Consider the following 13,467-nt stretch of genomic DNA (forward strand, 5'->3'; position numbering starts at 1 on the left):
TTATATATGGTGGGCATTTAGGATACCGCATAGGTCAGCAAGTTAGATCGAATCATCTTCTGGATGATTGACTATTGGCTGGCACAAAAATACCGACGCAGCTTTAGATCTCTAATGAAAGATTATGTAAGGCCGCCCGTAAACGGTGTCGCTAAGGCTTGGTTGATTGAAGGGCAAAACAGTCAATATTGAGATTTGCACAATCGGCAACGTCGGCATTCAAGATAAGGTGTTTACAAGAGAATATGAGCGCCAGACACAACTGACATCATCAGTAATTACAATCGTCAGAAATACGCACTCAACTCTTCAGCTTTAGGCTTCATTATTCCCTTGGCACTAATTGTGCAAATTATATTTAAAAAACAAACCTCTAAAAAGACGTGTATCTTTTTACACAAAAAATCAACAACTTAAATTTTAATTCATTCATTTTTAGTGCTGTAGAAAAATTCAGAAAAAACATTCTCACAACCTTATGCTGTATCAATGCGTCAGCAACTGGTAAATATTTACCTAGTTTTATTGCTTGCATATACAATAAAATTGTAATTATTCATAAGAATAGCCTCCGATATCAACTACGCAGCACCCCTGAAAAACGTAATCAGCGGTGAATTAGAAATATCGCTCCATCGCTTCGGCGCACTTTCAGAAATCCCCCACACACAACCTGGGGCACTCCTAGAAAATGAAGTAAAACAGCAGACTTCGATAACTTTGATCATGGCTATTTCACTAGAAGGTTAAGCGTCCATTCGCGTGGTCATCATTCAAGCTTGTTTTGTTGCCCTTTTTTTATGGTTTGGATGGGTGTTTTGTAGCCCATAGCCGTTTAAAAAGTAGCTAAGGAAATTTGTCTATTTGTAGCTTCGTCATTTTTCTGCAGCATCTTTCTAGACTTTCTCCATAAGAAAGTCTGCCGATTAAACACACAGATTAACTTAACTAAATTGTTGGCTCGATGTCTTCTTTTACCCGCTCGCTCTTACCGATCTCCTCCCGTCAGGCGCTATTTTTTTGTTTGCTACTCGCCACATTTGAACTGCTGACCTATGTCGCTAGCGATATTGTGATGCCCGCCATGTTGTATGTGGTTGCAGACCTCAATGCACCCGTTAGCCATGTACCCATAGCGCTGAACGCCTATTTGCTAGGCGGTGTCGCCTTCCAATGGCTTATCGGCCCCTTGTCGGATCGTTTTGGCCGTCGCCCATTGTTGTTGATTGGCGCAATCCTATTTGCCGTGGCGTGTCTGATCACGCCCTTGGTAAGCGGCATCTATGTATTCAACGCGTTACGCTTTATTCAGGGCATTGCGCTGGGCTTTGTGGTGGTGGTGAGCTATCCCGCGTTGCAAGAGTCCTTTCAGGAAACCGATGCGGTTCGCCTTATGGCGCTACTGGCCAATATCGCCTTGCTGTCACCATTATTAGGCCCATTGCTGGGCAGTATGCTGCTAGAGATTGTGACGTGGCGCACGCTGTTTGTTGGCGTGGGGCTATGTGGCATCTTGGTCTTGATCGGGCTGTGGTTTTTTATGCCTGAAACCATAGGCGTTACGCGCAAAGATGGCAGTCGGCTTGAGCCAGCGCCGCTTAATCTGGCAAGCATTTGGGCCAGTTACCGTGAACTACTGGGCAATGCTCGCTTTATGCAAGGCAGCTTGGTGTTGGGGCTCATTAGCATCCCATTAATTGGCTGGATCGGCCTTGCCCCTTTGCTACTGATGAATAATCTGGGGCTGAGTTCTATTGCCTATGGCCTGTGGCAATTGCCGATTTTTGGGGGCTTGATTGCCGGCAATCTGGCGTTGAATTATCTGGTTACCCGTCTTGAACTTGATGCATTGATTCGCCTATCGCTGTGGCCTATTTTTGGGGGCTTACTCTTGATGCTGGGAGCCACCCTGGTCACCGGCCACTTATTGGCGTTGGTGCTGGGCTTAACGATCTACGCTTTCGGCATGGGCATTTGCAACGCCACGCTTTACCGGCAGACCTTGTTTGCCAGCGAGAGTGGCAAAGGCACCGTTGCCGCCATGTTGGGGATGATTTCTGTTGCCACTATCGGCCTAGGTAGTTCGGCGCTTGCGGTGTTGGGTGCGGGCACCAGCCTTGCTGCTTTTGCTATTGCGGCCAGTATTGCTGCGGGTTTGGCTCTCTGGCCACTGTGGTGCTTGCTTAAGCGTCCGCCCATAACTGCTGCCGTTACGATTTAGTTTTTAACTACCCGCTTCCGTTCATTTATCTTGCCTAGGAAATCATTTGTGGCCTCACTCGTCCATGTCGATGCGCTGTGCGCCATCGAATCCCCCTATCGTACCGATGCCGCGTGCGATCAGCTATTTAACGCAGCAATGCGCGAACTCACTGAATATCATTGCGATGAGTCGCCAGGCTACGCCCAATGGCTAGCGTCCAATGGATGGGATAAGGCGAAGCTGGAAAACGTGAACGACTGGTCGAGCTTGCCTCCATTATTTGCCAATTATTTCAAGCGTCGCTTGGTATTAAGCAAAGCGGGCGAAGAAGCGTTGGAGCTGACTTCATCAGGCACCAGCGGCCAAAAAAGCCGCATGCGTTATGACGAGCGCAGCCTAGGTGCAGCCCAAGCAATGGTTGACCGTATTTTCGACCTATACGGCTGGAATACGCCCGATACCCCCTGCAATTATCTGTTGTTAAGTTACGAGCCTGCTGGCGCAATCACCCTCGGCACGGCCTATACCGACCAATTTTTGTGCAAATACGCACCAATCAACCGAGCGGTGTATGCATTGCGGCATAACGGCCACGGTAACGAGTTCGATCCGTTTGGGGTGATTCGGGCCTTGCAGGAGTTTGCTGAAGAAGGCCTGCCGGTTCGTATCTTTGGCTTTCCTGCATTTTTGTGGTTTGCGCTCGAACGCATGCGCGAAATGGGCTATCCAGCACTGAAGCTACACCCAGATTCATTGGTGTTTCTGGGCGGCGGTTGGAAAACCCACGCCGACCAAGCCATCCCTAAAGCCCTGTTGTATCAACGCTTGGGTGAGCAACTGGGTATTCCAGACGTGCGCTGCCGAGATGGCTATGGCGCGGTGGAACACCCAGTGCCCTATATCGAATGCCCGAAGCATCACTTCCATATTCCCAGCTATGCGCGCGCCTATATCCGCCACCCAGCGACTTTAGACACGCAACCATACGGCGCAAGGGGCTTTTTGCATTTTGTATCGCCCTATATCACATCGAGCCCCGCCCACAGCGTGGTCATGAGTGATTTGGCCATCTTGCATCCGGGTCACTCCTGCAGCTGCGGCATCGAAACCGACTGGTTTGAACTACTGGGGCGCGCCGGCACCAGCAAAAGCCGCAGCTGTGCGCTAGCGGCATCTGAATTGATCAAGGAATCCTAAGCATGTATCTCGTACAAGGCACCCTCATAAGCCAGACAGAGGCAAATGACGTATTGGCGTCGTTACAAACACGACTGCCAACGACGCTGGCACAGCGGCTAGATAGCGAAACGGTACTAGCTTGTGCTGAAAGTTTTGCCCAATGGGTATTAAACGATAGCGACGCGCTAGATCTGGACACCGAAAGCCGCACTGCGCTGCACGGCTTCTGCCGGCGTGATGCCTTGGCAACCAAGCTAGCCCGAGAGTTGGGCGAAGCGCCATTTTCGCTACGCCGCATTGATTACCGTAGCCCGCATTACGAAAGCTGGCGGCCGCTAGGGCTGGTAGTACATATCACGCCAGCCAATTCGGCCTTGCTGCCTTTCTTCGCCATGTTAGAAAGCTTGTTGGTCGGCAACGTCAACTGGCTACGCCCCAGCAGCAGCGATAACGGACGCACCGCTGCGTTGTTGGCGGCGTTCCTTCGCCATGACAGCACCGGCACATTGGCAGATTATCTTGCCGTATTGTCCTGGCCCAATACTGATCTGGCTAAGCTGTTCAGCAGGGCTGATGCGGTGTCTGCCTGGGGAGGGGAAGCCGCACTGAACGCTATTCGGCAGCAGTTACCCGCCGGCTGCCGCTGGATAGACTGGGGGCACCGCATCAGCTTTGCATATGTGGTGCCCAGCGCCGCAAGCGAGGCGCAGCTCGATGCCGTGGCCGATGAGGTTTGCCGCTTTGACCAACAGGCGTGTTCCAGCCCGCAATGCATATTGGTGGATAGCGAAGACCCTGCCGTATTACGGGAAGTGGGCGAGCAGTTGGCCAAAGCACTCGCACGCCGTGCCCAGCAATGGCCTGGATTAATCCCTAGCGAACAAGAGTCTGCCGAAATCAGCAGCCAGCTTGCGTTCGCACGGCTTGATCAAAGCTTCTCTGATGTGCCAGGGCACGTTTGGCAAGGTGAGGGGTGGCGCATTATTTGGGCGCAAACAGCCGCCTTGGTGGCGTCGCCATTATTTCGCACGGTACAGCTACGTCCCGTGCCGCGAGCACAATTGGTGGGAACGCTGCAAACTTGGCGTACCCGGCTGCAAACCTGCGGCTTAGTGGCACATAACCATGATTTGGCACAATTGAGCCAGATATTGCTGGCCGCCGGTGTGAGCCGTGTAACGTCTGTGAGTGCGATGCACGATGGGTATGAAGGCGAGCCGCATGACGGCGTGTATGCATTGGCGCGGCTAACGCGCCGAGTGTCGGTGAGCTTTGTGGCGGATGCGCTGCCAAACCACGTTACGCTTGACCCGCTTCCAGCGGAGCCAGAAGGTTTGCTTGCACGGCCGATTATGGATAAGACTGTTTTCCAGCAAACGCCAATGACCGCGAATGCTCAGCTGTTCTTCCGTAGCGGCGGCAGCAGCGGCAAGCCCAAACTAGCGGGTTTCAGCTATCGCGATTATCACCGGCAAATGCAAGCTGCGGCAGATGGCTTGTTTGCGGCGGGCCTTGATCCGGCAAACGATCGAGTCATGAATTTGCTCTATGGCGGCAACCTGTATGGCGGCTTATTGAGCTTCTTCACCATTTTGGACAAATTGTCAGCGGTGCATTTCCCCATGGGCGGCCCGAGCGACGACGATTACAGCGAAATTGCCCAGCTGATTATCGACCAAGGTGTGAATACGCTGATTGGCATGCCCGGCACGATTCACCATTTGTTTGTGCGGGAAGAGGCTAGGCTGCGCGCTTACGGCGGCATCCAAAAAATCATGCTGGGCGGCGAGCACTTAAATCCGCAACAAGGTGAGTTCTTGGCTGGATTCGGCGTGTCGATGATCCGTTCAGCCATATATGGCTCGGTTGATGCCGGCCCATTAGGCCACAGCTGTGGTAGTTCGCCCGATGGCGTATTCCATCTATTGGCCGATACCCAGTGGCTAGAAATTGTGGATACCGAGCAAGACCAAGCCGCAGCGCCAGGTGTAGCTGGCCGCTTGTTATTTACCTCTCGTGCACGGGAGGGGCAGGCGGTGACACGCTATGACCTTGGTGATTTAGGCCGTTGGGTGACGGGCCCGTGTGAATGTGGATTGCCAGCGCCGCGATTCGAGCTATGTGGCAGGCACGGCCAGTTGCTACGGGTGGGGACCGTCTTTTTCAATCCTACGCTCAGTGCTAAGGCAATAGGCCTACCGCTACAGTTCTTGATTAACTACACCGCCAGCGGCAGAGAGCATCTAGTGGTGCAGGTAGAGGGTGATGTTGAACATGTCCGCCAGCATTTAAGCCAGCACAGCGAGCTAGGAGAGGCCCTGAAGAACGGGCTACTAGAAATGGAGGTGATCCATAAACTATCGACGGATTTCCAACGCCACCCACAAAGCGGCAAAACACCATTGGTACTGGATCGGCGGCAGCCCGTATTAAGCAACACGGCCGAGACTACGGGCACCGCTTAATTCGCAGGTAATGAGTAATGTACAGAGCTTGGTTTGCCTCTCCACTGGGCAGCAATGCCCAGATGGAGTGTGCAGGTCAACTTAGACTCGCACCCAGTCTTGGCTGTACTCCCTTAGAACAGACGCATCACAATAGGCCATCTGGCCTGTAAAAATGAGCGCAACAACAAGCTACCATTTCGCTGCTGACAGATGCATGGGCGCAGTGGATTGACGGCTTGCAGGAAGCTATACAAATGACCCTTCTCATAGAACAGCTCGTGCAGTACGCACGTCAACACTCGCCTTTCTATGCCGCGCTGTATCGAGACATCCCCCGCTCTGGTTGGCAACTACGCGACTTGCCACTGATCGACCCTGCTTTGTATTGGCAGCAATCACAAACATTATCGTCTTGGCCGGTACTGACCGGCCCCATCATTGACGGCCATGTTTTTCAAACCGGGGGATCAACCGGAAATGGCAAACTGTCGGTGTATTCCCGTGAAGAGTGGCGTGATTTTGTGCGTGCTTTTGGCCAAGGAATGAGCTCACAACTCACCCCTGGCGACCGAGTGGCCAATTTGTTCTTTGCGGGCGATTTATACACCAGCTTTTTATTTATTCATGGTGCATTGGCGCACTCACCCGTGCCCGTCTGCGAATACCCTTTTACCGGTGCGGTCGAGACCACGCTACTGGCTCAGGCAATTGAGACCCACCAAATCAATGTGCTGGCGGGTGTGCCCGCCCAACTATTGCGTTTCGCTAGCCAATTGCTCGAACGCGGACAAGTACTCACCAGCGTCACGCTGGTTCTGTATGGCGGAGAAAGCTTGTTTGAAGAGCAGTTGTCTATGCTGTCGCTGGTCTTGCCGAACGCCCGCTTCGCCTCAGTAGGCTGCGCCAGTGTTGATGCGGGCTTGATTGGTGCCAGCACGCCGGATTGCCTATTGGGCGAACATCATGTATTCGATGGTGATGCCCTAGTTGAAATCATCGACGAAACCACCGGCGAGCCCATTGAGGCGGTAGACCAGACAGGCGTGTTGGTCGTGACCAACCTGCAACGGCACTTGATGCCGCTGATTCGTTATCCAACCGGTGACTTAGCGGTTTGGTGTGAACCGACCGATACCAAGCAACGTAAGTTTGCACTCCGTGGCCGTGCCAGTCAGGGTTATCGTGTCCGGCTGGGTACGCTCTCGCTATTTCCTGAGGAGATTGGCGGCATTGTGAAGGCACATTTAGGTCCAGCGTCTTGGCAATTATTGCTGGCCCGCGCTGACGGCATGGACAGCTTGACGCTGCGGGTTGCTCCGGATGGCGGCTTAAGCAACACCGTGAAGGGTGCGCTTTATGCCACACTATTAGAGAAATACCCAGCGATAAATACCTTGTCACAGAGTGATCTGCTGCGCGTTGATATCGCTTGCCACACAGCTCACAATCTGACGTTTCATCCTCGCTCAGGCAAGTTATTGCGGGTGGTGGACCAGCGCTCCTATGTGGTTCAAACGGAGCAGCCAGCATGAGCAAATGGAACAAGTTTGCCGTTTCGGTCCGCAGTTTCGTACCAGAAGATGCTGCCAAAGTGAGTGCCTTATTTCGCACGGTGTATGGCGACTGCTATGTGTATCCGGATGTTTATCTGCCCTCAATGATTTGCCGCAATAACGAACAACAGCAATGGTATTCAGTTGTGGCCTGCGTGGAAGGCCAAATTGTTGGCCATGCCGTGCTGTGGATGCATAAGGACTGCCCAGATAGTGCCGAGCTGGCACTCAATATTGTTCACCCTAGCGCACGCGGCATGGGGATTGCCACGACGCTGGGAGCCTACCTACGTGACTATGCGCGTGAATGCGGCCTGCGCACATTGACAATCAAACAGGTGTCGTCCCATGCACAAAGCCAGCGTTTGGCTCAGACGCTAGGCTTCCAAACCACGGGCTTGCTATTGGATTATGTGGCGTCCCCGTTTGGCAACGAGTGGCGTGAAAGCGTGGTGCTGGGCTGCCTGCCTTTGCAACCCTCTCCTTTGCCAGCCTTGCCGTGGCCTTTATCCTGCCGAGACTGGCTTGACCCTATCGAGCAAAGTTTTGGTACGCATTCCCTGATGGATTTCACTGCCGCCCCTAGCCCGATGGCGGTGGCAAGCCATGAACATCGAATTGAGGTGACACTGACTGACTTGCACCCCGATAACGTGGATGAAGTTGCCCACATGCCAAAGAAGCGCCTGATTTATCTCCGGATGCGCCTAGATCAACATACGCCAGCAGCCATGCAACAGCTGCGCCGCGCAGGTTTTGCATATGCCGGCTTTATGCCTGGCCCCGCCCAGGGGTGGTATGGCCTGATGCAGCGTGGCTACAAGGCACATAAGCTGGAATTATGCTGCCCGACAGCCCGAAAACTGTACCAAGGCAGCCTTAAACAGCATGCAGAAATTCTGATGGGTGCACGCTAGTCGCTTGTTTTAAAATTAATTTCACTAGGGTCTATTGACGCTTCATTCACGGCTGCGTTAGTTACAGTTTTGGGGCTAAACAAGGAAAAAGACGCGACATGGCATGAGACCATGAGTGTTTTTTAATGCCGATCAGCCCCAAAAATGCAACCAACCCTCCGCACGCGTGGGCTTTTCCTCGCCAGGACCGGGCTGGGCCGGAAAATGGCCATTCACTGCGTTATGCTCCTCGAAAATAACTCGTTATTGCCTTCGCCCTCTTTTGCCCTGTGGCACATCAACCCAACGCTTTTGCGTCATTTTAATTAAATATTTGTGACAAGCTTCTCACGCAAATGCAACACAGTTACAATTGGAACACATCTCATAACGAGGACTGAACGTGATTCACCGCTTACTGCCCCTCTTACTCCTTACTCTGATCAGCCACTCACTCCTTGCCGCAGATGCCCGCGCGATTAAGTGGACTGATTTGCAGCCTGATTCCAGTAGCTTACGTGCAACAGTTGGCAATATGAATCAGGAACAAAAAACCCGCCTTATGCGCGCGTTTCAGCAGCGCCAGCATAAAGCGATTGTAACTGCTGGCAAGTTAAAGCCGTCTGATCTCAGCTTGGACACCAGTACCCTTCTCAAAGAAGATTTCAGTGATTTAGAACCTTTGGTCGTCAAAATTGAAGCCTTTGAGAAAAAACGCACCACTGAAGCGCAAACCGCACTCAACAACCAGATTGTTCAACTCGATGGTTATTTGCTGCCATTAAAGCAAAACAATAAAAAGGTGACCGAGTTTATCCTTGTTCCCGTGATTGGCGCTTGCATCCATGTGCCCGCCCCGCCACCCAATCAAATGGTCGTTGTGCAATATCCCAAAGGCTTTCCGGCTGGCAACTTATTCGCCCCCATTACGGTGAGAGGCAAGCTGCTTGTTAAATCATCCAAATCTGACTTAGCGCTTGCCGATGGCAGTAGCAAAGTGGACGTGGGTTATGCCATGACGGCAACCGAAGTACGTGAATATCAAGCCCCTAAATAAACCAAGGACATCACCATGAATAAAGTACTTATCAGCGCATTACTGACTTTATCTTTCAGCAGTTTCGCCTCAGCACACGGTGCGCATGTACATGGCGTGGCAGAAATGGACGTCGCTATCGAAGGCAAAAAACTAGTTATCACGCTGGAAAGCCCGGCTGACAATCTGCTTGGCTTTGAGCACGCGCCAAAAAATGACGCAGAAAAAGCCAAACTTAAAGCCGTCAGCGAGCAATTACAAAATGCCGACAATCTATTTACGATTGATGCCGCAGCACAATGCAAAGCCACCACACCGCAGATAAAAATGCCCGATTTTGGCAAGAAAGGCCACAGCGATATCGATGCCGAGTATCACTTTGAATGCGCCGCCACCCCAAGCAGCATCGCTCTGCCGCTATGGAAAAACTTCGCAGGCTTTAAAAAAATCACCGTCAACCTAGCAAACGCCAATGGGCAAAAGCAAATCAAGCTTAAATCAGGCCAAGTGCTGAATTTAAAGTAAGACCCCTATTTCCTGAAGTGAAAAGTTGTCCGTAGGGCGGGCGCAACCCGCAGCACTATAAATACGCGGGTTGCACCCACCCTACAAATACAATGCATTAAGCCCTGCCCAGCAAAAGACAATGCCCAATAAAGGTAAGCCGTGATTCAGATCGAAAACCTGCAGTTCACTTGGCCGGGCAGCTCGCTCCCTACGCTAAATATCCCCGAATTCAAGCTCGCCAAGGCCGAGCGGCTGTTTTTACACGGCCCCAGTGGCAGTGGTAAAAGCACCTTACTTTCTTTGCTCACCGGCATTCATTTACCGCAAAGCGGCCAGATCAAAATTTTAGGCCAAGATTTAGCCCAGCTATCCGGCCCTAAGCGAGATCGCTTTAGAGCGGATCACCTTGGCTATGTGTTTCAGCAGTTCAACTTACTGCCTTATTTATCGGTGCTCGATAATGTGCTACTGCCCTGCCAGTTTTCTAAACTGCGCCAGCAACGCACCGGAGAGGGCGGAGCGAAGGCGCAAGCCTTGCATTTACTCAAACGCCTCGATTTACACACCCACTTACATCAAGCCGTTAGCGCACTATCGGTCGGCCAGCAGCAACGTGTGGCGCTGGCTCGCGCACTGATTGGCGCGCCTGAAATTCTGATTGCAGATGAGCCCACTTCGGCACTCGATGCCGAGCGGCGTGGCGCTTTTATCGAGCTTTTATTTGAATGCGCACAAGAGCATCAAACCGCCATTCTCTTAGTTAGCCACGACCCACAGCTCGCCGTGCATTTTGATCGCAGCCTAAGCCTGCCCACCATCAATACGGTGGAGACATCTAATGTTTAAAATCGCCTTTAAAAGCTTACTCAGCCGCAGACTTACCGTCGCCCTATCCGTGCTCACCGTCGCTTTATCTGTATTACTGCTGATTGGTGTAGAAAGGCTGCGCACCGAGGCCAGAAATAGTTTCTCCAGCACCGTAAGCGGCACCGACCTAATTGTTGGCGCGCGAACAGGCTCGGTGCAGCTTTTGCTTTACAGCGTTTTTCGCGTTGGCAACGCCACCAACAATATTGGCTGGGATAGCTATCAAAAACTCGCCAAAGATGAGCGTGTGGCGTGGACAATTCCGGTTTCGCTCGGCGATAGCCACAAGGGTTTCCCGGTTTTAGGCACCAGCCGCGACTACTTTAAATACCTGCAATTTGGCGACAGCCAACAGCTACAACTGGCCCAAGGCCAAATCTTTGCCCACACGCATGATGCGGTGCTCGGTGCCAATGTTGCAAAAAAGCTCAGCTATCAACTAGGCGGAAAAATCGTGCTCGCCCACGGCAGCGGCGAAGGCGCGATGTCCGAGCACAGCGATCAGCCCTTTAGCATCACAGGTATTCTGGCCCCCACGGGCACTCCCGTCGACGACACCGTACATGTGTCGCTTGATGGCCTGACTGCCATTCACGAAGGCTGGGAATCGGGCAGCGCCTCGCTACTATCTACCGCTGGCGTACTCGCCGCCGATGAAAACCGCGCCGTTGCACCACCTGCCACCATTACAGCTTTTTATGTGGGCCTTAAATCACGCACCGCGCTGTTTAGCTATCAGCGGGTGGTTAACCAATTCCCCGATGAAACACTGATGGCGATTATGCCGGGCGTGGCGCTCTCCGAGCTTTGGCAACTGATGAAAATCGCCGAACAAGCCTTGCTGGTGGTGTCTGCCTTTGTAATGGTGATTGGCTTACTCGGCATGCTCACCGCCTTACTCACCGGACTTAACGAGCGTCGGCGCGAAATGGCGATATTACGCTCGGTGGGCGCAAGAGCATGGCAGATCTTTGTGCTGGTAATGGGTGAAACACTACTACTGGTCAGCACCGGCATGGCGGCTGGGGTGGCATTGCTCTACCTCATCATCATCGCCTGCCGCCCGCTGCTGCGCGAATTTTACGGCATGAGCCTCGCCATCAATCCGCCCACACAGACCGAGCTTTTAATGCTGGCTGCTACCTTAGTAGCAGGCGCACTCATTGGCGCAATTCCTGCATGGCGCGCTTATCGAATGTCTTTGAGTGATGGATTGAGCCAGCAAAGCTAGCTACTGCAGTTTCGTAAGGCGGGTAAAACCCGCCAGACTTTGGCATGAAATGCGACAGAAAACGGCGGGTTTCACCCGCCCTACGATGATTCAAACACTTGCAATGATGCAGCCGCCTTACAAAAACACAAGCAATGGAAGAAATCATGAATACCGAATCTGAGCTCATCCTAAAAATCACCATCACCGGCCTTGGAGCCACCTTACTCATGGACCTGTGGGCCTTACTATTGAAGCGCTTCTTTAATATTCAATCGTTGAACTGGGCGATGGCGGGCCGCTGGATCGGCCATATGCAGAGCGGGCGTTTTAAGCATGTCAGCATTGCCAAGGCCACAGCGATTAGAGGCGAGCTACAGATTGGCTGGCTGGCCCACTACGCAACCGGTGTTTTCTTTGCGGCCTTGCTCACCGCCATCGCTGGGCCAGAATGGCTGGCTCAGCCAGCGGCGCTAACCACCATCCTATTCGGCATAGCAACCGTGGTTTTTCCATTTTTTATCATGCAACCCGGCATGGGCGCAGGGCTAGCCGCCTCTAAAACCCCTAATCCCAAACAAGCCCGACTGCGCAGCCTAATGACCCATACCGTTTTTGGCATGGGCTTGTATGGGACGGCCTTGGGTTTAAGTCTTTTACACTAGATCCATACCCATCAATCGACTAAAGCCTCGCTGGCAGGCGGCAATATCAAGCTCTCAAAGTATAGGGGCCGAACCATATGGGCGATCAGCACTGATGACGTAATTGATCATTCAAATGAGCGTCCATTACTAAAAATGATCACGCAGACCTTGTGAAATTCAATTTATCTTATTTAATTAAGCCATATTAAACCCCACAAACATACCTCGCCGACAAGAGATCATATTTTGGAACCAATTAAATTAAATACAAACAATGGCACTATGCACATTGAAGATTTTCCTGACACAGTAAGAGTTATCAAACTAACAGGCGAAAAATCAAAACGCTTATCTCATCTCAGCTTGCATAAAATGGATTTATTCTTTGCAGAGAGTTGCTTCAATGCCGTGACACATCCCTATGAAAATTCGGGGCTTATTCAAGAATCACTTTGGCGTTCTGCAATAATTTTCTACATAAAATGTTTTGGCAATTCTAAAAGCAGAGGTCCACTTTCTGCAGGGCGTATTTTCAAAAATAACCCACTAGCCTTAAAAACGCATAAAGAGTTCAAATACCTGCGAGATAAGCACCTTGTTCATGATGAGAATTCATTTTCGCAAAGTCATACAGGGGCCATATTAGCTTGCAAAGACAAACCCTATAAAATAGAAAAAATCATTTCTACATCTATAGGAGCAATCACCCTCAATGATGGCTCCTATAACAATTTAAAATTATTAATTAACCATACAATGAATTGGGTCAGTACAGAATATGACAACATTTGCAATGATTTAACTACAGAACTAGAAAAAGAAAGTCATGAGTCTCTTTTAACATATCAAGAGATAAATATTAAAGCACCATCAATAGATGAAGTTTCTCATCCTAGAGTTGATAACCATTAATTTCAACTAG

11 protein-coding genes are annotated in these 13,467 nt (G+C 51.4%); all 11 read left to right on the forward strand.

Features of this window, described 5'->3' with window-relative positions; genetic code table 11:
- Positions 1–964 precede the first annotated feature (964 nt).
- The 11 genes from ACFQNF_RS20265 to ACFQNF_RS20315 all read left to right on the forward strand — a co-directional run bounded on the left by ACFQNF_RS20265 (position 965) and on the right by ACFQNF_RS20315 (position 13,457).
- On the forward strand, positions 965–2,221 hold the full coding sequence (locus ACFQNF_RS20265; RefSeq protein WP_380190123.1) for an MFS transporter: 1,257 nt from the start codon (positions 965–967) through the stop codon (positions 2,219–2,221).
- 48 nt (positions 2,222–2,269) lie between these two features.
- The gene (locus ACFQNF_RS20270) at positions 2,270–3,400 is read left to right on the forward strand and encodes a LuxE/PaaK family acyltransferase (RefSeq protein WP_380190125.1); all 1,131 of its coding nucleotides are present in this window, start codon (positions 2,270–2,272) and stop codon (positions 3,398–3,400) included.
- Positions 3,401–3,402: 2 nt separating this feature from the next.
- Positions 3,403–5,847 (forward strand): acyl-CoA reductase, encoded by a 2,445-nt coding sequence (locus tag ACFQNF_RS20275; RefSeq protein ID WP_380190127.1) that lies wholly within the window; start codon positions 3,403–3,405, stop codon positions 5,845–5,847.
- Positions 5,848–6,083: 236 nt separating this feature from the next.
- Entirely contained in the window at positions 6,084–7,361 is a 1,278-nt protein-coding gene (locus ACFQNF_RS20280) for a phenylacetate--CoA ligase family protein (protein ID WP_380190129.1), read from the forward strand.
- On the forward strand, positions 7,358–8,299 hold the full coding sequence (locus tag ACFQNF_RS20285; protein ID WP_380190131.1) for a GNAT family N-acetyltransferase: 942 nt from the start codon (positions 7,358–7,360) through the stop codon (positions 8,297–8,299). Before ACFQNF_RS20280 ends, ACFQNF_RS20285 begins: the two co-directional genes overlap by 4 nt.
- A 382-nt stretch (positions 8,300–8,681) precedes the next feature.
- Positions 8,682–9,335, forward strand: coding sequence for a DUF3299 domain-containing protein (locus tag ACFQNF_RS20290; protein WP_380190133.1), 654 nt, complete (start codon positions 8,682–8,684; stop codon positions 9,333–9,335).
- A 15-nt stretch (positions 9,336–9,350) separates the two neighbouring features.
- On the forward strand, positions 9,351–9,839 hold the full coding sequence (locus ACFQNF_RS20295) for a DUF2796 domain-containing protein (RefSeq protein ID WP_380190135.1): 489 nt from the start codon (positions 9,351–9,353) through the stop codon (positions 9,837–9,839).
- Between the two features lie 141 nt (positions 9,840–9,980).
- On the forward strand, positions 9,981–10,667 hold the full coding sequence (locus tag ACFQNF_RS20300) for an ABC transporter ATP-binding protein (RefSeq protein ID WP_380190137.1): 687 nt from the start codon (positions 9,981–9,983) through the stop codon (positions 10,665–10,667).
- Positions 10,660–11,919: an ABC transporter permease gene (locus ACFQNF_RS20305; RefSeq protein ID WP_380190139.1), complete on the forward strand. Its 1,260-nt coding sequence runs from the start codon at positions 10,660–10,662 to the stop codon at positions 11,917–11,919. The genes ACFQNF_RS20300 and ACFQNF_RS20305 overlap by 8 nt, the downstream gene beginning before the upstream one ends.
- Before the next feature lie 146 nt (positions 11,920–12,065).
- Positions 12,066–12,563 (forward strand): DUF2938 domain-containing protein, encoded by a 498-nt coding sequence (locus ACFQNF_RS20310; RefSeq protein ID WP_380190141.1) that lies wholly within the window; start codon positions 12,066–12,068, stop codon positions 12,561–12,563.
- A 228-nt stretch (positions 12,564–12,791) separates the two neighbouring features.
- Entirely contained in the window at positions 12,792–13,457 is a 666-nt protein-coding gene (locus ACFQNF_RS20315) for a hypothetical protein (RefSeq protein ID WP_380190143.1), read from the forward strand.
- Positions 13,458–13,467: the final 10 nt, after the last annotated feature.

This window comes from Iodobacter arcticus, assembly GCF_042664895.1.
Classification (GTDB): Bacteria; Pseudomonadota; Gammaproteobacteria; order Burkholderiales; family Chitinibacteraceae; genus Iodobacter; species Iodobacter arcticus.